This is a genomic window from Duganella sp. S19_KUP01_CR8 (genome assembly GCF_036688705.1).
Classification (GTDB): Bacteria; Pseudomonadota; Gammaproteobacteria; order Burkholderiales; family Burkholderiaceae_D; genus Rugamonas.
Map to the genome: position 1 here is coordinate 21667 of NZ_JAQQPR010000008.1, position 20266 is coordinate 41932.

General features: G+C 63.3%; 23 protein-coding genes. 4 read left to right on the forward strand and 19 right to left on the reverse strand.

Going from position 1 to position 20266, the window contains the following annotated elements:
* Nucleotides 1-24: 24 nt before the first annotated feature.
* From V6M89_RS09960 to flgB, 4 genes are read right to left on the reverse strand one after another with little or no spacing between them, the layout of a single operon-like run.
* Nucleotides 25-1584: a flagellar hook protein FlgE gene (locus tag V6M89_RS09960; RefSeq protein WP_332853043.1), complete on the reverse strand. Its 1560-nt coding sequence runs from the start codon at nucleotides 1582-1584 to the stop codon at nucleotides 25-27.
* 37 nt (nucleotides 1585-1621) lie between these two features.
* Nucleotides 1622-2329: a flagellar hook assembly protein FlgD gene (locus V6M89_RS09965; RefSeq protein WP_332853044.1), complete on the reverse strand. Its 708-nt coding sequence runs from the start codon at nucleotides 2327-2329 to the stop codon at nucleotides 1622-1624.
* A 16-nt stretch (nucleotides 2330-2345) separates the two neighbouring features.
* Nucleotides 2346-2753, reverse strand: a complete 408-nt coding sequence (gene flgC / locus V6M89_RS09970) for a flagellar basal body rod protein FlgC (protein WP_332853045.1) — start codon at nucleotides 2751-2753, stop codon at nucleotides 2346-2348.
* A gap of 2 nt (nucleotides 2754-2755) precedes the next feature.
* The gene (gene flgB / locus V6M89_RS09975; RefSeq protein WP_332853046.1) at nucleotides 2756-3175 is read right to left on the reverse strand and encodes a flagellar basal body rod protein FlgB; all 420 of its coding nucleotides are present in this window, start codon (nucleotides 3173-3175) and stop codon (nucleotides 2756-2758) included.
* A gap of 158 nt (nucleotides 3176-3333) precedes the next feature.
* Here flgB and flgA point away from each other — a divergent pair, with 158 nt between their 5' ends.
* From flgA to V6M89_RS09990, 3 genes are all read left to right on the forward strand, one after another.
* Entirely contained in the window at nucleotides 3334-4038 is a 705-nt protein-coding gene (gene flgA, locus V6M89_RS09980; protein ID WP_332853047.1) for a flagellar basal body P-ring formation chaperone FlgA, read from the forward strand.
* Nucleotides 4039-4146: 108 nt separating this feature from the next.
* Entirely contained in the window at nucleotides 4147-4461 is a 315-nt protein-coding gene (gene flgM / locus V6M89_RS09985) for a flagellar biosynthesis anti-sigma factor FlgM (RefSeq protein ID WP_332853048.1), read from the forward strand.
* Nucleotides 4462-4468: 7 nt separating this feature from the next.
* On the forward strand, nucleotides 4469-4945 hold the full coding sequence (locus tag V6M89_RS09990; RefSeq protein WP_332853049.1) for a flagella synthesis protein FlgN: 477 nt from the start codon (nucleotides 4469-4471) through the stop codon (nucleotides 4943-4945).
* A 78-nt stretch (nucleotides 4946-5023) separates the two neighbouring features.
* On the opposite strand, the gene motD is transcribed toward V6M89_RS09990, so the two are convergent.
* The 10 genes from motD to V6M89_RS10040 all read right to left on the reverse strand — a co-directional run bounded on the left by motD (nucleotide 5024) and on the right by V6M89_RS10040 (nucleotide 15939).
* Complete coding sequence (gene motD / locus V6M89_RS09995) at nucleotides 5024-5797, reverse strand: flagellar motor protein MotD (protein WP_332853050.1); 774 nt, start codon at nucleotides 5795-5797, stop codon at nucleotides 5024-5026.
* A gap of 1 nt (nucleotide 5798) precedes the next feature.
* Nucleotides 5799-6545, reverse strand: a complete 747-nt coding sequence (locus V6M89_RS10000; protein WP_332853051.1) for a flagellar motor protein — start codon at nucleotides 6543-6545, stop codon at nucleotides 5799-5801.
* Nucleotides 6527-7258, reverse strand: a complete 732-nt coding sequence (locus V6M89_RS10005) for an RNA polymerase sigma factor FliA (protein WP_116990414.1) — start codon at nucleotides 7256-7258, stop codon at nucleotides 6527-6529. Before V6M89_RS10005 ends, V6M89_RS10000 begins: the two co-directional genes overlap by 19 nt.
* A gap of 42 nt (nucleotides 7259-7300) precedes the next feature.
* Nucleotides 7301-8098, reverse strand: a complete 798-nt coding sequence (locus tag V6M89_RS10010; RefSeq protein WP_116990415.1) for a MinD/ParA family ATP-binding protein — start codon at nucleotides 8096-8098, stop codon at nucleotides 7301-7303.
* Nucleotides 8091-9551, reverse strand: coding sequence for a flagellar biosynthesis protein FlhF (gene flhF, locus V6M89_RS10015; protein ID WP_332853052.1), 1461 nt, complete (start codon nucleotides 9549-9551; stop codon nucleotides 8091-8093). The genes V6M89_RS10010 and flhF overlap by 8 nt, the downstream gene beginning before the upstream one ends.
* Before the next feature lie 150 nt (nucleotides 9552-9701).
* A complete protein-coding gene (locus V6M89_RS10020) occupies nucleotides 9702-10757 on the reverse strand; it encodes a transposase (protein WP_332853053.1) in 1056 nt (351 codons plus the stop codon).
* A gap of 49 nt (nucleotides 10758-10806) precedes the next feature.
* Nucleotides 10807-12927 carry a flagellar biosynthesis protein FlhA gene (gene flhA / locus V6M89_RS10025; RefSeq protein WP_332853054.1) on the reverse strand — a complete coding sequence of 707 codons (2121 nt, stop codon included), beginning with the start codon at nucleotides 12925-12927 and terminating at the stop codon, nucleotides 10807-10809.
* The gene (flhB, locus tag V6M89_RS10030; protein WP_332853055.1) at nucleotides 12924-14105 is read right to left on the reverse strand and encodes a flagellar biosynthesis protein FlhB; all 1182 of its coding nucleotides are present in this window, start codon (nucleotides 14103-14105) and stop codon (nucleotides 12924-12926) included. Before flhB ends, flhA begins: the two co-directional genes overlap by 4 nt.
* Nucleotides 14106-14212: 107 nt before the next feature.
* Nucleotides 14213-15223: a fumarylacetoacetate hydrolase family protein gene (locus V6M89_RS10035; protein WP_332853056.1), complete on the reverse strand. Its 1011-nt coding sequence runs from the start codon at nucleotides 15221-15223 to the stop codon at nucleotides 14213-14215.
* A complete protein-coding gene (locus tag V6M89_RS10040) occupies nucleotides 15220-15939 on the reverse strand; it encodes a pseudouridine synthase (protein ID WP_217942045.1) in 720 nt (239 codons plus the stop codon). The genes V6M89_RS10035 and V6M89_RS10040 overlap by 4 nt, the downstream gene beginning before the upstream one ends.
* A 177-nt stretch (nucleotides 15940-16116) precedes the next feature.
* Here V6M89_RS10040 and V6M89_RS10045 point away from each other — a divergent pair, with 177 nt between their 5' ends.
* Nucleotides 16117-16407 carry a hypothetical protein gene (locus V6M89_RS10045; protein WP_332853057.1) on the forward strand — a complete coding sequence of 97 codons (291 nt, stop codon included), beginning with the start codon at nucleotides 16117-16119 and terminating at the stop codon, nucleotides 16405-16407.
* Nucleotides 16408-16615: 208 nt separating this feature from the next.
* Here the strand turns inward: V6M89_RS10045 and V6M89_RS10050 are convergent, their stop codons facing one another.
* From V6M89_RS10050 to V6M89_RS10070, 5 genes are all read right to left on the reverse strand, one after another.
* Nucleotides 16616-17641: a S49 family peptidase gene (locus V6M89_RS10050; RefSeq protein ID WP_332853058.1), complete on the reverse strand. Its 1026-nt coding sequence runs from the start codon at nucleotides 17639-17641 to the stop codon at nucleotides 16616-16618.
* Between the two features lie 19 nt (nucleotides 17642-17660).
* Nucleotides 17661-18032, reverse strand: coding sequence for a Rieske (2Fe-2S) protein (locus V6M89_RS10055; protein ID WP_020701587.1), 372 nt, complete (start codon nucleotides 18030-18032; stop codon nucleotides 17661-17663).
* Complete coding sequence (locus tag V6M89_RS10060; protein WP_332853059.1) at nucleotides 18032-18691, reverse strand: HAD-IIIA family hydrolase; 660 nt, start codon at nucleotides 18689-18691, stop codon at nucleotides 18032-18034. The genes V6M89_RS10055 and V6M89_RS10060 overlap by 1 nt, the downstream gene beginning before the upstream one ends.
* 48 nt (nucleotides 18692-18739) lie before the next feature.
* On the reverse strand, nucleotides 18740-19729 hold the full coding sequence (locus V6M89_RS10065) for an RluA family pseudouridine synthase (RefSeq protein ID WP_332853060.1): 990 nt from the start codon (nucleotides 19727-19729) through the stop codon (nucleotides 18740-18742).
* A 142-nt stretch (nucleotides 19730-19871) separates the two neighbouring features.
* A complete protein-coding gene (locus V6M89_RS10070) occupies nucleotides 19872-20252 on the reverse strand; it encodes a hypothetical protein (RefSeq protein ID WP_332853061.1) in 381 nt (126 codons plus the stop codon).
* Nucleotides 20253-20266 lie beyond the last annotated feature (14 nt).

Sequence of the window (20266 nt, forward strand, 5' to 3'; positions counted from 1 at the left end):
GCTATCTCCGATTAACGCAGCGCATTAACGCAGGTTCACCAGGGTTTGCAAGATCGAATCCTCGGTCTTGATGGTCTGCGCATTGGCCTGGTAGACGCGTTGCGCGGTGATCATGTTGACCAGTTCGGCCGTCAAATCGACGTTCGACACTTCGACCGAGCTGGCGCGCAAGGAACCCATCGAGCCGGCGTTCGGCACCCCGACCTGCGGCGTGCCCGAAGCCGAGCTTTCCGCCCAGGCGTTGTTGCCCAGCGGGGTCAGGCCGTCGACGCTGGAGAAGTTGGCCATGGCGATCTGGCCCATCGGGCGCGATTTGCCGTTGCTGTACTGGCCCAGGATCACGCCGTTGGCGTCAATGGCGTAACGCTGCCACGAGCCGGCCGAGTAACCGTTCTGCACCGAGCCCAGGTCGTTGGTGACGCTGCCGTACTGGGTGGTCTTGTCGAACGTGGTGGCGACCGTCATCGGCTGCTGGGCGCCGGTGTCCGGGAAGATCGGCAGCTGGATGCTGAACGGCAGCGTTTGCGGGGTCGGCACCATCAAGGCCATCGCCTCAGGGTCCAGCACACCGGTCTTGGTGAACAGCAGCGTACCGGCCTTGACGGCTGGCACGGTGATGGCGGCGGCCAGCTTGGCGTTGATCTGGTCCGGCGTCATGCCGGTGATCGAACCGCTGCTGGTCGGATCGAGCGCCGTGTAGGCGGCGGTCAATGCATCCAGCTGCGCCTGCGAGGCGGCGGCCGGTGGCACGCTGGCGGCCGCCAACATGGACTGGTAGGCGACGCCAGCATAAGCGCCGGCCGCTTGGGCAATGGCGAGCGGGTCCGGCGGGGTGAAGCGCACGGCGTCGTTGTAGACGGTGCGGGCAGCGGCCACGGTCGCATCGCTGTTGATCGCAGCGGCCACGCCACCCGAGACGATTTCCTTGTTGTCGGCCGCCGCGTACACGTCCCAGGTATTGGCGTCGGTCTTGACGTAGTAGGTCGTCATGATGTGCGAGGTGCCCAGGCTGTCGTACACGTTCAGCACGGTCTGCTTGTTGTAGCTGGTCGGATCGCCGGCGTCGAACGGTATCGTGGCCGGCACTTTCTCGGCCGAGCTCAGGTTCAGCTGGAAGTTGGCGGTGCTGGTTTGCACCGGCGTCAGGTCGGACTTGTCCAGGGTCAGCGGGGTTGGCGCGCCCAGCTGGATCACACCGGCCGAGTTCGACAGATAGCCGGTCAGCTGAGCGCCCTGGGCGTTGACCAGTGTGTGGGTGTTATCTTCGTGGAACTGGCCGTTGCGCGAATACTGCACCGCGCCGTTGACCACTTCGCGGAAGAAGCCGCCGCCGTTGATCGAGATGTCCAGCGGATTGTTGCTGGTCTCGATATTCCCCTGGGTGAATTGCTGGGCCAACTTGGCCGTCGTCACACCGATGCCGGGATTGTTGCCCGACACGCCGTTCAGCGAGTTGGCGTACAGGTCGGCAAACTGCGCCTGCGAGCCCTTGAAACCAACCGTGCTGGCGTTGGCGATGTTGTTGCCGATAACGTCCAGCGATTTGGATGCTGCGTTCAGGCCGCTAAGTCCTTGTTGGAACATGGTATTCCCCTATGCTAGGTGTGACGTGTGAACTGCGTTACAAAACTTCTTTGACATCGGACATCGCGAACTGTCCGAGCGAAGTATTCAATTTGACGCCGCCGCTGCCGGTCGACACGCTGGCCACGGCCGCCAGTTGCAGCGCGGTCGAGTCGGTCAGCGTCTTGCCGGCGCTCACCGCCTTGACGGTGAAGGTGTAGGCGCCGGCCGGCGCGGCGGTCTTGCCGTCGGTGGTGCCGTCCCAGGTGATCGGGTAGGTGCCGACGTCGGTGCTCTTCATGCTCATGGTGCGCACCGTGGCACCGCTCTTGTCCTGGATCGAGATCGTCACGCTCTCGGCGGGCGAGGCCAGGTCGATGCCGAACACGCTGCTGCTGGTGCTCTTGCCGGCCTCGTCGGTGCTGGTCGACAGCTGGATGCCGGCGCCCGCCACCAGCACGCCCTTGCCGATCAGGTTGGTGGCGTTCAGCGATTGCGAGGCGGCCTGGTCGGTGCGCAGCGATTCCAGCGTGGCGTTGACCTTGTTGATGCCGGTCACCGTCGACAGCTGGGCCAGCTGGCTGGTCATGGCCGCGTTGTCCATCGGGTTCAGCGGATCCTGGTTCTTCAGCTGCGTGACCAGCAGCTTCATGAACTTGTCCTGGTCCGCGCCGATGTCGTTGGACGCGCTGGTGCTGCTGCTGGTGTTGCTGGTGGTATTGAGCGCGGCCGTCTTGGGCGTGTCGGTCACTGTGCTGATAGTCATGATTGCCTCTTAAGGATTACTGGCCGATGGTCAGGGTTTTGAGCAGCAGCGTCTTGGCCGCGTTCATGGTCTCGACGTTGGTCTGGTAGGACCGCGAGGCCGACAGCATGTTGACCATCTCGTCCACCACGTTCACGTTGGGCATGGTCACATAGCCCTTGTCGTCCGCCATCGGATGCTTGGGGTCGTACATCTGCTTCATCGGCGACTGGTCTTCCACCACCTGCTTGACCCGCACCCCGGTCGAAGAGCCGCCGCCGGTCGGCGTGGTCGCCTCGAACACCACCTGGCGCGCGCGGTAGGCCTCGCCGCTGGCGCTGGTGGCGCTGTCGGCATTGGCCAGGTTGGAGGCCACCACGTTGAGCCGCTGCGCCTGGGCGCTCATGGCCGAACCTGAAACATTGAAAATATTAAACAGCGACATGATCAGTTACCTCCCTGTATCGCCGCCATCATGTTCTTGATCTGGGCGTTGATTGCGGTGATGCCAGCCTCGTAGCGGATGGCGTTGTCGGCGAACTGGTTGCGCTCGACGTCCATGTCGACCGTGTTGCCGTCGACCGCGCCCTGCACCACGCCGCGGTACAGCAGCGGCGTACCGTCCACCATGGTGCTGCCGTCTTGCGGAGGGTTGGGGTAATGCTTGCTGGCGGTGGTCTTCAGCGTGGCGGTGGGACTGGCCTTGTCCAGCGCGGCCTGCATGGCGCTGGAGAAATCGATGTCGCGTGCCTTGTAGTTGGGCGTATCGCCGTTGGCGATGTTCGAGGCGAGCACGCTCTGCCGCTGGGAGCGCAGCCCCAGCGCGGCTTCGTTAAAGCGCAGATAATCGTCGAGTTTCCCAACCATGGCAGCTCCCAATGGACGTACTTGTTATGACAGGATCGATGATACGGAGTTGCTCGCGGTAACCATCGAGCGATAAGCAAGCGCTTTTCCGTTCTATTCAAGGCTTCAAGACCAGGCCGCCAGACTATGATGGCAATATTGAAGGGGACTCTCACACCATGAAACGACTGCTCATCACCGCCGCCCTGCTGGCCCTGCTGCCGGCGGCCCAGGCTCAGGCTCAGCAAGCCGCGCCATTGCGCCAGGACGCGGCCGCGCTCAAGCGCAGCGTCGAACAGTTCCTGCAGGTACAAAGCGGCGGCCTGCCCGGCCAGGTCACGGTCGCCGTCGGCGCCATCGACCCGCGCATGAACCTGGCCGCCTGCCCGGATCCGCAAGCCTTCTTCATGCCCGGCGCGCGCGCCTGGGGCAAGACCACGGTCGGCGTGCGCTGCGTGGCGCCGGCGGCCTGGACGATCTATATCCAGGCCACGGTCAGCGTGGTCGGCGACTACATCGCCAGCGCCGCGCCGCTGGCCCAGGGCCAGGCCATCGAGGCCGGCCAGCTGGTGACCCTGAAGGGCGATCTGACAACATTGCCGGCCGGGATAGCCACCGACATGGGCCAGGTGATCGGCCGCAGCACCAATATTTCACTGCCGCCGGGCACGCCGCTGCGCCTCGATACGCTGCGCAGCAAGCCGGTGGTGCAATCCGGCCAGCTGGTGCGGCTGGTTTCCAGCGGCAACGGTTTCAGCGTGTCGGCCGAGGCGCGCGCCATGAGCACGGCGGGCGACGGCCAGGTAGTCCAGGTAAAAACTTCCGGTGGGCAACAAATCACGGGAATCGCCAAGGCAGGCGGGCTGGTGGAGGTGGCGTTTTGATCGAACGCCACGGGTCTTGAGGCACGGCAACGCTAAAGTTTTGGCGTCAGCCGCCGTTACATACTCAGATCCCGGAGTTTCGTACTCCAACCAGAGAAGGATAGAGCTGTGAAAATTAATGATACATTAAAGAGCACGACCGGCTTGCCGTCGTCGACCCCGGCTTCCACCTCGACTGCGCGCGGCGCAGACAAGGCGGCAGCCCCGGCGACGCCCGCAACGTCCGACAACGTGCGCCTGTCGCCGCAAGGCCAGGCATTGGCGGCCAGTGCGGCCGGCGGCGCCAGCGCGGTGTTCGACACTAAAAAAGTCGAGCGCATCAAGCTGGCAATTGCCGACGGCCAGTTCCAGGTCAACTCGGAAAAAGTAGCGGATGGCTTGCTGGATACAGTCAAGGATCTGCTGCACTCTCGCAAACGATAGGTCTACCATGTCAACCGCTACCCCGCTGAACAGCCTGCGCGAAGAAGAACACATCATGACGACCCTGCTGGACGTCCTGAAGCAGGAGCAGCAACATCTGGTGGCGGCGGAAATCGACGGCCTGACGGCGGTCACCACGAAGAAATCGGCACTGGTCACGCAGATGACCCTGTTGTCGGCCCAGCGCCACCGCGCCCTGGGCAAGGCCGGCTACCCGGCCGAGGAAGCCGGCATGGATGCCTGGGTTGCCGCCAGCGGCGCCGACGCCGCCGAAGCTGCCGTCCTGTGGCAGGCGCTGCAGCACCACGCGCGCGAAGCCAAGGAGCTGAACCGCATCAACGGCATGCTGATCAACAAGCAGATGAACCACACGCAAGGCGCGCTGCAAGCGCTGCGTCCGCAAACGGCGGGCGCGAACAACTTCTACGGCCCTGGCGGCCTGTCTACTTCCCTGCCCCGCAGCCGCGGCTTCCTGGCCGGCTGACTCTTTTACCCCGCACGGCCATGCGGGGTCAGACCCCGTCCGGGGTCTGCCCCCTAAGCGACGCAGCAAGCATATTGCTTAATTATTCGGCGCCTGCGTCGGCACTTCCGTTACCGCATCCGGAATACCGGACAAGATCGTGACCGCCACGCGGCGATTGCGCGCGCGGCCGATCGGGTTGTCGTTCGGCGCCACCGGCACGTTCGAGCTGAAGCCGACCGCCGTCAGGCGTTCCGGCGTCACGCCGGCGTCGATGAATAGCCGCACCACGCTGCTGGCGCGCACCGCCGACAATTCCCAGTTGGACGGGAACAGCGTGTTGCGGATCGGCTGGTTGTCGGTGTGGCCTTCGACCTGCACCTTGTGATCGTCGTTTTTCAGCAGGCCGGCGACGGCGCGCAGCGCTTCGGTCGATTCGTTGGTCAGGCGCGCCTCGCCCGGATCGAACAGCACCGAGGCATTGATCTCGACGCTGACGCCGCGGCTGTTTTGCGTGACCCGCACCTTGCCCTCCTTGACCAGGGGCGCCAGCGTGGACAACAAGTCCTGCGCCAGCTTGGTCATCTGGGTTTTTTCCTTGCGCAGCAATTCGGCGTGGCGCCGCAGGTTGGGATTGGGTATCGGCAGGTTGGGCACTTCGGTGTTGACCGGCTTGGCCGAGCCGGCGCCGCCGAAGGCGTCGCCCAGCGCCACCGACAGCACCTTGTAGCGGCCGATATTGACCACCGAGATCGCGTACATCACCACGAAGAAGGCGAACAGCAGCGTGATGAAGTCGGCGTAGGAGATCAGCCAACGCTCGTGGTTCTCCGGTTCGTCGTCGAACTTCCTGCGGGCGCGCCGGTTCTGCATGTCAGTGTTCCCGCATCAGCGTGGCGATGCGTTCGTCGATGACGCGCGTGTGGTCGCCGGTGGCGATGTCGTAGAACACGGCGGCGGCGATTTCCTGCTGGTGCACCGCCTGCGTGACGATGGCCTTGAGCTTGTTGGCGATCGGGTAGAAGAACAGGTTGGCCAGGCCGACGCCGTAGATCGTCGACACGAAGGCCACGGCGATGCCGGAACCGAGCTTGCTGGGATCGGTGAGGTTTTCCATCACGTGGATCAGGCCCAGCACCGCGCCCAGGATGCCGATGGTGGGCGAATAGCCGGCCGCCGATTCCCAGATGCGCACCGCCTGGCGTTCCTCGGTTTCGTAGGCGGTGATTTCGGTGTCGAGGATCTGGCGCAGCTTGTCGGGGTTGATGCCGTCGACGATCAGGCGCAGGCCCTTGGTGTTGAACTTGTCCTTGGAGGCGAGCATGTAGCGCTCCAGCGACAGCAGGCCGTCGCGGCGCGCCGCCAGGTTCCAGGCGTTGATGTCGCGCGCCAGCAGCACGCGGGTGTCGGCCGGCGGCGCGAACACCAGGCGCAGCATGCGCAGGCCGCGCACGAAGGTCTGGAACTTGGTCTGCAACAGCACCGCGCCGAAAGTGCCGACCACGACGATCGCAAACGCGGCCGGTTGCAGCAGCGAGGATAATTTTCCACCCTCGAGCGTCTGGCCGATGACGATGCCGGCCAGCGCCAGCAGCACCCCGGCTACGCTGGCCCAGTCCAAGACCGCTCCCGAAGTGAGGCGCGCAGACGCGCCACGGCCTGCGTATGCAGCTGCGATACGCGCGATTCCGATACGCCCATCACGGCGCCGATTTCTTTCAAGTTGAGCTCCTCTTCGTAGTACAGCCCCATCAGGATCTTTTCGCGCGGCGGCAGCGCGTCGATGGCGTCGATCACGGCCTGGCGGAAGTCGCCGTCCAGCAGCGAGCGCAGCGGATCGCTCTCCTCGTCCGAGCAGTAACGGTCGAGGAAGCTGTCGTTGCCGTCGTCGTCGTGAAAATCTTCGTAGTACACCAGCTGGTGGCCGCCGCCGTCGGACAGCATTTCCTGATAGTCGGCCAGCGACAGCTTGAGCATCTTGGCCACTTCCGACTCGGTCGGCGGATGGCCGAGGCGCTGTTGCAGCGTGCTCATCGCGGTTTCGATCTTGCGCATGTTCTGGCGCATCGAGCGCGGCAGCCAGTCGCTGTTGCGCAGCTCGTCCAGCATGGCGCCGCGGATGCGCAGCACGGCGTAGGTTTCGAACTGGGCGCCATGGGTGTCCTCGTAACGGCTGATGGCGTCGAGCAGGCCGATCATTCCGGCTTGCACCAGATCGTCGACTTCGACGCTGGGCGGCAGTTTCGCCTTCATGTGGTGGGCCAAGCGCTTCACCAACGGCATGTGCTCCGTCAGTAAAGAATCCTTGTCCACTTTCCCTTTGACCGTGTACATAGCCGTTTATTATTGGTTAAGCGCTAAAATTGTGATGCTCCCTTAACGGAAAGATGGCGAGCCGGCCAGCGCGAAGCGCCCCGCCAGTTGACGAAACGCGACCGAAGCCCCGGCCAGCGGAAACGCATCGACCACCGCACGCCCCAAGCGTGCCGCGCGTTGCAGGTATTCATCCGCCGGCACCGACCCCATCGAAACGAGATTCACCGCCAGGTATCGGCTAGCTGCCTGTGCCATATTATCGTATACCACCTTTGCTTCCGATTCGGAAGCCCCGGTGACCAGAATTCCAAACGGCCGGCGACCCAGCTCCTGGTTCAGGCGCTTGATCATACTGTACGCGGCCTTGATCGAGGTAGCGCTATTCGATACCTGCACCACGATTTCCGAGCTGGCCATGACCGGCACCGGGAAGGCCACGCCGTCGAATTCGCCGTCGACGATGACGATGCCGGTCTGCTTGGCCAGCACGTCGAAGGCCTTGGCCAGGCGGCGCGTCTCGTCCGGGCCGCTGCGCGCCACGCCGCGTGTCATCGACGCCACAGCAAAGCCTTGCGGCACCTGGTGGATCACCTGATTCAGCGCGCACTCCTGGCGCGCCACGTCCAGCAGGCTGGCGCCGCCGTCCACGCCCAGGCGCGAGGCCACGCCGTGGGCGCTGGCGCAGGCGTCCACCAGCAGCACGTCGTTGCCGGCGCGCGCCAGCGAGGCGCCCAGGTTGACCAGCATGGCGCCCTTGTCGTCCTGCGGCGTGGCCGACAGGAAGGTGACGATGCGGGGCTTGGGCCCCGCCAGCATGCGGCGCAGTCCCTCCGCCTGGTCGAAATCGAAATTAGCCAAGGTGCACCTCGCGCATTGCTTGCTCGTGCTGGCCGTTGCTCATCAGCAGAGGCAGTTCGGCGTCCAGGTATTGGGTGTTGACGACATCGCGTTTCAATTTGAAAGCGCGGTCGATCAGGTAGGCCGGATCGGCCAGGTGCAGGTCTTCCGGCACGCGTTGGCCGTTCGACACGTAGAACAGATTGAGTTTTTGGCGGATCACCACGTCCAGCACGTTGCCGATGGCGGCCGCTTCGTCCAGCTTGGTCATGATGCAGCCGGCCAGGCCGCTGCCCTGATAGGCGCGCACCACTTCGTTCAGGGTTTCCTGGGTGGCCGTGGCGTTCAGACACAGCAGGCGCTTGACGTCGGAACCGGCGCCTTGCAGCATCGACACCTGTTCGGTGACCATCTGGTCGCGCTGGCTGACGCCGACCGTGTCGATCAGCACCGTGTGCTTGTTCTTCAATTCCTTGAGGGCGATGCGCAGGTCGGCTTCGTCCTTGACCGAGTGCACCATCACGCCGAGGATCTTGCCGTAGATGCGCAGCTGTTCGTGGGCGCCGATACGGTAGGCGTCGGTGGTGATCAGGGCCAGCTTGTCCGGGCCGTGGCGCATCACGCAGCGCGCGGCCAGCTTGGCGGTGCTGGTGGTCTTGCCGACGCCGGTCGGGCCGACCAGCGCGAACACGCCGCCCTGCTCGATCAGCGCATCTTCGTTGGCCATGGTTTGCAGGTTGCGGGTCAGGACGTTCTTGATCCAGCGCAGGCTGTCGGCGGCGTCGCGGTTGGCCGGCAGTTTTTCGATCAGGTAGCGCGCCAGGCTGGCCGAGAAACCGGCCGCCAGCATCTCGCGCAGCACGGCGGCTTTCTGCGGCTCGCGCGCTTGCGTGGTGCCCCAGGAGATTTCGGCCAGCTGGGTTTCCATCATGCCGCGCATGGCGCGGATTTCGCTCATCATGCCCTGCATTTCGGCGGCGGCGTTTTGCTTGGCGCTGGCGACGGCGGCGCTGACCATGGCGGCGATCTGGTCGACGTCCAGCGCGGCCTTGGCCTGAACCTGGGCCGGCGCCGGCGCGGCGGCTGCGGCCTTGGTGACGCTGGCGAACGACGAGGCGGACGCCACTACGCGGCGCACCGGTTGCGCTGGCAGGGCGGCTGGCGCCGGGGTTGGCGTTGGGGTATGCGATCCGAAGCGCGGCTCCATGCGCTGTTCCAGGCGCGGCTCATGACGCTGATCGGCGCCGCCTTGCGACACGGCGGTGCCCAGGTCGAGCGACGGCGCCGGTTCGGCCATCGGCGAGTGCGGCGCCGGCATGGCCAGCGAGGCGGCATCGTCGTTGGCGAGGGCGAGGATTTCAACACCGCCATCGGCCTGGCGGTTGGACAGGATCACGGCGTCTGGGCCGAGCGATTCGCGCACTTTGCGCAGCGCCTCGCGGGAAGTCGGTGCGGTAAATTTTTTGACGTTCATGGCCGGCTCTCAGGAGTCTAAGTCGAGCAGTGCGTCTTCCGGATGAGACGCCTTTACTCTGACAGTGCCATTATTGACGATGCACTCTGGAAACGATCCGACGAACAGGGGGGCAAATGGGCCGCATTTCGCCATTGCGGCCGAGGCGGCTTAGTTATCGCGGAAAACCTCATCCAGTGTAGCGGCGCTGACGAAGTTTTTAGCCCAGGCCAGCAGCTGGGACACATCGGCTGCGGCGAGCCGGGCGCGGACAATGACATCAAGTTCGCCGAAGCGCTGTTGCAGCATTTCGGTCAGCAGGGCGCACTGTCCTTCTTGTCGTCCTTCTTGTCGCCCTTCTTGTCGTCCTTCTTGTCGTCCTTCTTGTCGTCCTTCTTGTCGTCCTTCTTGTCGCCCTTCTTGTCGCCCTTCTTTCCGTCCTTCGTGCAGCCCTATTTCCAGTCCTAGCTTGTGTCCGCGCTCCATGCAAAAGCGCTCCATAGAGGATACGTAAGGCATAGCCCGCCTCCTTTCCAATTGCAAAGCCACATAGGTCAACCGGACCTCCAACGCTTGCGGCAAGCGCATGATCCAGTCGATCACCCGATATAAATTAATAATACGCTGCCTGTCCCAATCGCGCTGGTACAGAAGCTTGGTAAGCCTCAATTTGGCGATGCGGCGCCGATGCGCATTGCCCTTGGTCTGCCGCGCCAGCAAGTGCGCCACGGTCACCAACGCAAACGGATTCTCGTGCCGCAGCAGCTCATCGATGTGATCAACAAAGTCCAGCAGCTTGGCAACCGGGAATTCTATCCCCATCGCACAGCCTAGCAGGCGATAACCAAAAGACGACGGCCGCCAACGCCTGCCGCTATCGGTCAGCAAGGCCAGGCTGGCGACAGGGCGGCGGTAGCGGTCATAAACACGATAATTGTAGACAAACATGCGCTCCGCAAAGCTGGCCTCGCGCCAGCCCTGCACTTCCAGATGCACCAGCAACCACTGTTCAGGACCGTCGAGCAGATACACGCTGACCAGTTTGTCCAGCAAACGCTTACCGAGTTCGGCATCGCGAGCCAGCGCGGAAAATTCCTGGTCGAGAAAAGTATGTGGCCGCGACCAGTCGATCGCGGCATGCGCAAGGGGGAAGTAAAACGCCATGAACTCCGGAAAATGCTGCATGAGCACTTCCTTCCACGGCGTATCGAAATCGTCGTCATCCATGCGAGCAGTCTAGGCCGCCCGCATGGATGCATGCGCGATCCGCTCAAACTTATGCCGGCTGCTGGCCCACCAGCGCCGTCACGCGGATGGTCTTGGTCTCCGGGATCTCGGCATGCGACAGCACCTTCAGTTGCGGCAAGGCGCGGCGCAGGAAACGCGACAGCAAGGCCCGCAGCGGCCCCGGCACCAGCAGCACCGGCGTCAAGCCCAGCGCCTCCTGCTGCTGCGCCGCCGCCTGCGCCTGTTGGGCGATGGTGTCGGCCAGTCCAGGCTCGATGCCGGCGCCGTCCGGACCGCTGGCCGCCAGCGCCTGCATCAGCAAGCGTTCCAGCCGATTATCCAGGGTCATCACCGACAACTCGCTGGCGCCGGGGAACAGCTGCTGCACGATGGCGCGGCCCAGCGAGATACGCACCAGCGCGGTCAGGTCGCTTGGATCCTGCGTGTGCACCGCGTGCTCGGCCAGCGTCTCGATGATGGAGCGCATGTCGCGGATGTGCACGCCTTCCATCAGCAGGTTCTGCAACACCTTCTGCAGGGTCGACAGCGACACCATCTTCGGCACCAGGTCTTCCACCAGCTTGGGCGCATCCTTGCCCAGGTGGTCCAGCAGCGACTGCACCTCGGCCCGGCCCAGCAGCTCGGAAGCGTGGGTGGTGATCAGGTGATTCAGATGCGTCGCCACCACCGTGCCGGCGTCGACCACCGTGTAGCCCATGCCCTGCGCCTGGTCGCGCAGATTGGCGTCGATCCAGGTGGCGGGCAGGCCGAAGGCCGGATCGGTGGTCGCCATGCCCGGCAAGGTGCCGCTGGCCATGCCCGGATTGATCGCCAGGAACTGGCCGTTGAAGGCCTCGCCCGTGCCCACTTCCACCCCCTTGAGCGTGATGCGGTAGGCCGACGGCTTCAACTCCAGGTTGTCGCGGATGTGCACCGGCGGCGCCAGGAAACCCACCTCCTGCGCGAACTTCTTGCGGATCCCCTTGATGCGCTTGAGCAGCTCGCCGCCCTGGGTCTTGTCCACCAGCGGGATCAGGCGATAGCCCACCTCCAGGCCCAGCGTATCGACCGGCATGATGTCCTGCCAGCTGGCCTCCTCCTGCTCCGGCGCGGCGGCCGGCGCTGCTGCCGCTTCGGCCGCCGCCACTTCGGCGGTCTTGCCGGCTTCGGCCTTGCGGGTCATCATGTAGGCCGAGCCGGCCAGCAGGCCGGCCAGCAGCAGGAACACCAGATTGGGCATGCCCGGGATCAATCCCATGCCGCCGATGATGGCGGCGGTGATGTACAGCACCTGCGGCTTGGCGAACAACTGCCCCACCACCTGGGTGCCGATGTCCTGCTCGCTGGCCACGCGCGACACCACGATACCGGCCGCGGTGGAAATCACCAGCGACGGGATCTGCGCCACCAGGCCGTCACCGATGGCCAGCAAGGTGTAGTTCTTCAGTGCGTCGGCAAAAGTCAGGTCGTGTTGCAGCAGGCCGACCAGCAGGCCTCCGACCACGTTGATCACCGTTACCAGAATACCGGCCACGGCGTCGCCGCGCACGTATTTACTGGCGCCGTCCATGGCGCCGTAGAATTCCGCTTCCTGCGCCACTTCGCTGCGGCGCTTGCGGGCGTCGGCCTCGCCGATCAGGCCAGCGTTGAGGTCGGCGTCGATCGCCATCTGCTTGCCCGGCATCGCATCCAGGGCGAAACGCGCGCCCACCTCGGCGATACGGCCCGCACCCTTGGTCACCACGGTGAAGTTAATGATCGTCAAAATAATGAAGACCACGATACCGACCGTGTAGTTACCGCCGATCAGGAAATGGCCGAAGGCCTCGATCACCTTGCCGGCGGCGTCGGGACCATTGTGGCCCTCGGTCAGCACCACGCGGGTCGAGGCCACGTTCAGCGACAGGCGCAGCATGGTCGACACCAGCAGGATGGTCGGGAAGGCCATGAAGTCCAGCGGCTTGACCGTGTACAGGCTGGTCAGCAGCACGATCACCGCCAGCGCGATATTGAAGCTGAAGAAGATGTCGAGCACGAAGGCCGGCAGCGGCAGCACCATCATCGCCAGCAGCATGATGATCAGGATAGGCGCGGCCAGGCTGCTCTTGTTGCGGCTGTTGGCGATGCCTTGCAGCCATGGCGGCAGTTTCAGGTTGCTCAGGGCGTTCATGCGGGTGCTCCGTTATTCAAGTCGGGGTTCTTCTTTTGCGACGCCGGATTGAGCGGATCGAGCTCAGGCGGCACATCGAGTGTCTTCGGTATATCCGGGCGGTTGCCGTTGCCCTTGCTGAACAGGCGCAGCTGGAACACATAGGCCAGCACTTCGGCCACGGCCGAGTACAGCGCTTCCGGGATCTCGTCGCCGATCTCGGTGTGCTTGTGCAGCGCGCGCGCCAGCGCCGGCGCCTCCAGCATGATCACCTTGTTCTCTTTGGCGATTTCGCGGATCCGCGCCGCCACTTCGTCGGTGCCCTTGGCCACCACCTTCGGCGCGCCGCGCATGCCGTCGCTGTACTTCAGCGCCACCGCGTAGTGGGTCGGGTTGGTCACCACCACGTCGGCGGTCGGCACGTCGGCCATCATGCGGCGCTTGGCCATCTCGCGTTGCAGCTGGCGGATCTTGGCCTTGATCTGTGGATTGCCGTCGGATTCCTTGGATTCCTGGATCAGCTCCTGGCGGGTCATCTTCAGCTTGTTCGCGTAGTGCCACATCTGGTAGGGACCGTCGATGGCGGCGATCAGGCCCAGCGCGCCGACGATGAACAGGAAGCTGCTGCCCAGCATATTGAGCGTGTGCGTCATGCCCAGCTTGAGCGGCTCCACCGCCAGGCCGATCACGGCGTCCTTCTGCTTCATCACCACCAGCCAGGCCACCATGCCGACCACCAGCGCCTTGGCCACCGCCTTGAACAGCTCGACCAGCGAGTTGGACGAGAACATGTTGCCGAGGCCGTTGGCGGGATTGAGTTTATTGAAGTTGGGCGCGATCGCCTTGCCGCTGAACAGCCAGCCGCCCACCAGCAGCGGCGAGGCCAGCGCGACGATCATCACCGCGATGCCCAGCGGCAGGCAGGCGAGCATCACCCGCACCACGTCGACCCCGATGCGGTTGAGCAGGATGTCGGCGTCGAAGATTTGTTCCTGGTTCAGGGTCAGGCCGGACACCAGGGCGGAATTGAGCTGGCGCACCAGCCCGTCGCCGGTCATCCACAGGCCGGCGCCGGCCGCCATCAGCACGGTAAACGTCGCCACTTCCCGCGAACGGGGAACGTCGCCTTCCTCGCGCGCCTGCTCGAGGCGCTTCGCTGACGCGGGTTCGGTCTTTTCTGCGTCGCTGTCTTCTGCCATGGAATCTGCCTGCTGCGGGGTTTATCTCGACCGTGCCATTATCGGCCGCGGCAGGACCAGGCCATCGCCGGAATACGGCGGTATTTCCGGCCCTGCTCGTAGATTCCTTACGGCAATTTCCGGCCAGTCGGCTCGGCGACGGCCTGCTTGACGGCTTGTTCGATGGCGCCGAACACGGACTTGCCGTCGCCGCCCAGCATTTCGATGCGGATGGTGTCGCCGAACGCCATGTAGGGCGTGACCGGCGCGCCGCCGGCGATAGTCTCCAGGCAGCGCTGCTCGGCGATGCAGGAATAGCCGCGCTTGGCGTCCTTGTTGGACACCGTGCCGGAGCCGATGATGCTGCCGGCCCGCACATTGCGCGACTTGGCCAGGTGGGCGATCAGCTGCGGGAAGTTGAACACCATGTCGACGCCGGCCTGCGGCTTGCCGACCAGCTTGCCGTTCCAGGTCGACAGCAGCGGCAGGTGGACCTTGCCGCCCTTCCAGGCATCGCCCAGCTCGTCCGGCGTGACCGCCACCGGCGAGAAGCTGGTGGCCGGCTTGGCCTGGACGAAGCCGAAGCCCTTGGCCAGCTCGTCCGGGATCAGGTTGCGCAGCGACACATCGTTGACCAGCATCAGCAGGCGGATGCGCTGGTGCGCCTGGTCCGGCGTCGCGCCCATGGGCACGTCGTCGGTGACGACCGCCACTTCGGCCTCGAAATCGATGCCCCACTCCTCGTGGAACAGTTCGATATCATCGGTCGGCCCGAGGAAATCGTCGCTGCCGCCCTGGTACATCAGCGGATCTTCCCAGAACGACGGCGGCAGCTCGGCGCCGCGCGCCTTGCGCACCAGTTCGACGTGGTTGACGTAGGCCGATCCGTCGGCCCACTGGAAAGCGCGCGGCAGCGGCGCCATGCAGTTCTCCGGCTCGAACTCGAAGCTGCGGCGGGCGCGGCCCTGGTTCAGCTCCTGGTAGATGGCGTCGAGTTGCGGTGAGATGAAGGTCCAGTCGTCCAGCGCGCGCTGCAAGGTGCGCGCCACGCCGTCGGCCAGCTGCGCGGTCTTCAGGTCGCGCGACACCACCATCAACTGGCCGTCGCGGGTGCCGTCTTTCAGCGTTGCCAGCTTCATGCGGCGGGCGCCAACAAGGCCAGTTGCTCAGCCGTCAGGTAGCACCACTCGCCCTCGGCGATGCCCAGCGACTCCAGCGTCAGCGCGCCGATGGCGGAGCGATGCAAGGCGCTGCAGTGGTTGCCGGCGGCCGCCAGCATGCGCTTGACCTGATGGTACTTGCCCTGCTCCAGCACGATTTCGAGCTGGTGCTCGCCGCGCTTGACGCAGGTCTGCGCCGCCAGCGGCGCCGGCTCGTCGTGCAGTTGCACGCCGGACAGCAATTGCGCCACCAGCTCGTCGGTGACTGGCTCCTGCGTGGTGGCCTGGTAAATCTTCGGCACATGGCGCTTGGGCGACGATTGCGCGTGGATGAAGGGGCCGTCGTCCGACATCAGCAGCATGCCGGTGGTGTCGTGGTCGAGGCGGCCGACCGGCTGCACCTCGCGCCAGCTGAACTGCTCGGGCAGCAGGGTCAGCACGCCGGGGTGGTGGCTGGGCTTGCGCGAGCATTCGAAATTGGCAGGCTTGTTGAGCGCGATGTACAGGTGCTCGCGGTAGACCCATTCTTCGTCGAAGATGGTCAGCACCAGGCCATCGGTCTCGATGCTGGCTTTGTAGTTGTCGTGCACGACGCCGCCGATGCTGACTTCGCCGTCTTCGATGAGAGAGCGGCAGTACTTGCGGGTGCCATAACCCTGCGATTGCAGGATGCGGTCTAGGGATAGTTTACTCATGGCCGGATTTTACAGGATGCCGGTGGCAGCGGGAAGGCGCAACTTATTGCAGTGCAGCATTCATTCTAGATAGTCATCAACCTTGATACATATCAAGTCCCGCGCCAACTCCGTTGATAAACTGAAATTGCAATAGGAATCCGCCTACTGCATTAGGAAAGCTCAGCAGGACTTACCATGTCTACCTTACTCTCCGTTACAACAGCGGCGCAAGAACAGGCCGCCATGCACAGAACCGAACTGCTGCTGGCGCGTTGCAACAGCTGCACGCCACCCACCGACACCCCCGGGGGGCCGCTGGAGCGGTGGCATGCCGACCAGCAAGCGCACTTCCTGGCCTGGCTGGACGCCGGCGGTTTCGCGCAAACCGACGCCGCAATTGAAAACAGCGGCATTGCGCCGCTGTTTTCAGCCCCATTACAGGACTCTTTACGAGGAATCGAAATTCTCTCTACTCCGCATCAATGATGCAGTTGAGTAGTTCCATCAAATTGAACAAGATCGTGCTGACAACAAGATAAACTGTTTATATCGGCCCCCCTTGGAAAGAACTACAACACCACTATAGTCCACCGGGTCGGATATGCAAGCATGAATAAGGCTGGATTGATAATGTTAATCGGTAGTCCAGTGATGCTATCACTATGACTAACGGCCAGCCTGCCTCGCCGCCCGCTCAGCGCAGGCTGGGCTTGACGTTATCCATCGCCGATTTGACCGCGCCGGCGCCCATCGCCGCGCCGAATTTCTTCAGCACGCGTTCCGGCAAGCCTTCATGCTGGGTGTAGTCAATGATGTCTTCGGCCTTGACCACGTCGCGCGCCACGCTGTCGACCGTGCCGAAGGCATCGGCCAGGCCCATGTCGATGGACTTGGCGCCGGTCCAGAACAGGCCGGAGAACATCTCCGGGGTTTCCTTCAGGCGCTTGCCGCGGCCGCTCCGCACCACCTGGATGAACTGCTGGTGGATCTCGTTGAGCATGGTTTGCGCGTATTGCTTGTGCTTTTCGGTCAGCGGGCTGAACGGGTCCATAAAGCCCTTGTTGTCGCCGGCGGTCAGCAGGCGGCGCTCGACGCCGACTTTTTCCATGATGCCGGTGAAGCCGAAGCCGTCCATCAGCACGCCGATCGAGCCGATGATGCTGGCCTTGTTGACGTAGATGCGGTCGGCGCCGGCGGCGATGTAGTAGCAACCGGAGGCACAGATTTCATCCACCACCACGTACAGCGGCTTGGCCGGATAGCCCTTGCGCAGGCGCACCATCTCGTCGACGATCATGCCGGCCTGGACCGGACTGCCGCCCGGGCTATTGATATGCATCACCACCGCCACCGAGCCGCTGTCGGAAAACGCCTTGTTCAGCGCGGGTATCACCACCGAGGCGGCGCCGCTGCCTTCGGACTCGATCGCGCCTTCGATCTCGATCAGCGCCGTGTGGCGGCCCAGGGTCTCCTCCGAACCGGTCCAGCTGATGTCCAGGTAGGCGCTCAGCCCGACCACGATCACCAGCAAGGTCACGGCCTTGAAGAAGATGCCCCAGCGGCGCGCCGCTTTTTGCTCCTTGAGCGTGGCAAACACCAGCTTTTCCAGCACCTCGCGCTCCCAATTGGACGCGGCGACCGTCGCCTTGACCGGCGCAGGAGGCGCCGATGCTGGTTTTTCGGCGCTGTTACCGCCATTTTCGCTAGTGTTATCGCTCATAGTTCTCGTCTAGTGTCAGTCAGGCGCGCGCGGGGCGCACGTAGTCATCCGGTTGCCAGAAAATCTGCTGATCGCGCTCCACCACGCTGATCGGGCGCAAACGTCCGCCTTTGCATGGTCCGCCGGCGCAGAAACCGCTTTCCGGCGCATAGATCGCGCCGTGGGTGGAGCACATCAGGTACAGGCCGCTGGATTCGAAGAACTCGCCTTCGGCCCAGTCCAGTTCGATCGGCACGTGGGCGCAGCGATTCAGGTAGGCATACGCCTTGCCGCCGTAGCGCACCACGAAGCCGGTGCCATCGTCGCCGCCAGCGGTCACCAGGAAGCGCACGCCCTTGCCGCCTTCCAGCACGGCGTCGGCGGCGCAGATCAGGATATCTTCGTCAGCCATTACGCATGCTCGCTCAACCATTGATGCAGCTCGGCCACCGTGGCGGCCGAGTACAGCGGGTTGCAGGCCGCCAGCTGGTCGACCGGATGGGCGCCGTACTGCACCGCGATGGCGGACGCGCCGGCATTGTTCGCCATCAGCAAATCGTGCGAGGTATCGCCGATCATCACGGTACGGCGCATATCCTGGCCCAACTCCCGCGTCAACTCCTGCAACATCGCGGGATGTGGCTTGGAGAAGGTTTCGTCCGCGCAACGGGTGGCGTCAAACATGGACAACAGTTTGACGTCGTTCATGGCGCGATTCAGGCCGACCCGGCTCTTGCCGGTGGCCACCGCCAGGAAGTAGCCGTTTTGCGACAGCTCCGTCAGCATGTCCTGCACGCCGGGGAACAGGGTCAGCTCGTGGTCGCGCGACAGGAAGTGATAGCGGTAACGCTCCACCATGCGCGGATAGTAGGACGGATCGATCTCCGGCAACACCGCCTGCATGGCTTCATGCAGGCCGAGGCCGATCACATGGGCGGCAACGTCGTCGCGGGGTATCGGCAGGGACAAGTCCCGGGCCGCCGCCTGTATGCATTTCACGATCGTTGACGTTGAATCCATCAACGTTCCATCCCAATCGAAGACGATTAAATCAAATTGCTTTCTTGCCATGTGTTCCGGCCTGCTACCGCGGGCCGGCTCCTTCAATAATATTTGCGATTAGTTAAGAGGTTTCCCCAAGCTTACCAAGAATCGCTCACATTCGGCAGCCAATGGCGCGTTCAGCGTCATGATTTTGCCGGAATCTGGATGGGTAAAGGTAATCTGATGGGCGTGCAGGAACATGCGTTTGAGCGCGCCACGCGTGGCGTCGGCTTTCAGCAAAACGCGGTTCAAGGCGAAATCGCCGTATTTATCGTCACCCAGGATGGCGAAGCCGGAAGATGACAGGTGGACACGGATCTGGTGGGTGCGTCCCGTCTTCAGTTCGGCTTCCAGCAGGGCGAAGTCCTTGAATTTCTTCAGCAGCGAAAACACCGTGTGCGAAGGCATGCCTTCGGCCTGCACGGCCACGCGGCGTTCGCCGTCGGCCGTGGTGTATTTGTGCAGCGGCAGCTTGACATGCTGGCGCGCATTTTTCCAGTCGCCCGCCACCATGGCCAGGTAACGCTTGTCGGTATGGCCGTCGCGCATCTGTTCGTGCAGGTTGGTCAGCGCCGAACGTTTCTTCGCCAGCAACAGCAAACCGGAGGTGTCGCGGTCCAGGCGGTGCACCAGTTCCAGGAACTTGGCGTCCGGCCGGGATGCGCGCAACTGCTCGATCACGCCGAAGGACACGCCGGAACCGCCGTGCACGGCCACGCCGGCCGGCTTGTCGATCACCAGCAGGTGGGCATCCTCGAAAATCACCTTGAATTCAGCGGCCGGCACATGGGTGGTATCGGCCTTCTCGGCAATGCGAATCGGTGGAATGCGGACGACGTCATCCTGTACCAGACGGTACATCTGATCGATGCGTCCCTTGTTAACCCGCACCTCGCCCGAGCGCAGAATGCGGTAGACGTGACTCTTCGGCACACCCTTGCAAATACGCAATAGGTAGTTATCAATACGCTGGCCGGCTTCTTCTTCAGTAATGGTGACGAATTGCGCTTGGAGCGGAACGTCCTGGGGTGTTGAAGGTGGGATAACATCTTTTTGTTGCTTCATTTGCTCTGTCTTCCCAGAAATCTCTCTAAGTCCTTCATTTTGAATATATAATTGTTTCGCTGCGGTTCCATCTGCTGCAAGTGTAAGAATAAAAGCACATTTTACACAGGGGCGTCTCCACTGGCCTCGCCAAATTGCAAATTCAGAGGAAAAAATGTATACGCACCACCCCTGCCGGAATCAAGGTTGCACCGTTGTTGTAATCGGATGTCAGCAGGGATGCTGAATTAATATGGTTGGATTGTAAGGATAAAGTCCGGCCAGCTCGGTCTTGTGTCGAGCTGGCCGGTTGATGAAGTTGATAACGCTTGCCGTTTTCGCCGGACCCCATGCTTTGCTGCAAGCTCGACGGAAGGCTGAAACAAGCCTGGTTACCGAAGTTGCAATACTTGTAGTATGTAAGCCTGGTCAGGATTTGGCTCTCAACGACGTTGCTCACCGCCTGCATTTCTCTGCCGTCCGTTAGGGGCCGCATGGATGAGTTGCAGGTGATGCGAGCACTCGGCATGTCGATCGACATCATGCGCCCAGTTGCGG

Excerpts from the sequence above, each read along its gene's own strand:
- V6M89_RS10005 (WP_116990414.1), bottom strand. The coding sequence starts at position 7,258 with ATGTACACGGTCAAAGGGAAAGTGGACAAGGATTCTTTACTGACGGAG.
- V6M89_RS10040 (WP_217942045.1), bottom strand. The coding sequence starts at position 15,939 with ATGAGTAAACTATCCCTAGACCGCATCCTGCAATCGCAGGGTTATGGC.
- V6M89_RS09990 (WP_332853049.1), top strand. The coding sequence starts at position 4,469 with ATGTCAACCGCTACCCCGCTGAACAGCCTGCGCGAAGAAGAACACATC.
- V6M89_RS10070 (WP_332853061.1), bottom strand. The coding sequence starts at position 20,252 with ATGATGTCGATCGACATGCCGAGTGCTCGCATCACCTGCAACTCATCC.
- flgB (WP_332853046.1), bottom strand. The coding sequence starts at position 3,175 with ATGGTTGGGAAACTCGACGATTATCTGCGCTTTAACGAAGCCGCGCTG.
- V6M89_RS10050 (WP_332853058.1), bottom strand. The coding sequence starts at position 17,641 with ATGAGCGATAACACTAGCGAAAATGGCGGTAACAGCGCCGAAAAACCA.
- V6M89_RS09965 (WP_332853044.1), bottom strand. The coding sequence starts at position 2,329 with ATGACTATCAGCACAGTGACCGACACGCCCAAGACGGCCGCGCTCAAT.
- flhA (WP_332853054.1), bottom strand. The coding sequence starts at position 12,927 with ATGAACGCCCTGAGCAACCTGAAACTGCCGCCATGGCTGCAAGGCATC.
- V6M89_RS10055 (WP_020701587.1), bottom strand. The coding sequence starts at position 18,032 with ATGGCTGACGAAGATATCCTGATCTGCGCCGCCGACGCCGTGCTGGAA.
- motD (WP_332853050.1), bottom strand. The coding sequence starts at position 5,797 with ATGCAGAACCGGCGCGCCCGCAGGAAGTTCGACGACGAACCGGAGAAC.
- V6M89_RS10020 (WP_332853053.1), bottom strand. The coding sequence starts at position 10,757 with ATGGATGACGACGATTTCGATACGCCGTGGAAGGAAGTGCTCATGCAG.
- V6M89_RS10045 (WP_332853057.1), top strand. The coding sequence starts at position 16,117 with ATGTCTACCTTACTCTCCGTTACAACAGCGGCGCAAGAACAGGCCGCC.
- V6M89_RS10060 (WP_332853059.1), bottom strand. The coding sequence starts at position 18,691 with ATGGCAAGAAAGCAATTTGATTTAATCGTCTTCGATTGGGATGGAACG.
- V6M89_RS10035 (WP_332853056.1), bottom strand. The coding sequence starts at position 15,223 with ATGAAGCTGGCAACGCTGAAAGACGGCACCCGCGACGGCCAGTTGATG.
- flgC (WP_332853045.1), bottom strand. The coding sequence starts at position 2,753 with ATGTCGCTGTTTAATATTTTCAATGTTTCAGGTTCGGCCATGAGCGCC.
- V6M89_RS10065 (WP_332853060.1), bottom strand. The coding sequence starts at position 19,729 with ATGAAGCAACAAAAAGATGTTATCCCACCTTCAACACCCCAGGACGTT.
- V6M89_RS09960 (WP_332853043.1), bottom strand. The coding sequence starts at position 1,584 with ATGTTCCAACAAGGACTTAGCGGCCTGAACGCAGCATCCAAATCGCTG.
- flhF (WP_332853052.1), bottom strand. The coding sequence starts at position 9,551 with ATGAACGTCAAAAAATTTACCGCACCGACTTCCCGCGAGGCGCTGCGC.
- flgA (WP_332853047.1), top strand. The coding sequence starts at position 3,334 with ATGAAACGACTGCTCATCACCGCCGCCCTGCTGGCCCTGCTGCCGGCG.
- flhB (WP_332853055.1), bottom strand. The coding sequence starts at position 14,105 with ATGGCAGAAGACAGCGACGCAGAAAAGACCGAACCCGCGTCAGCGAAG.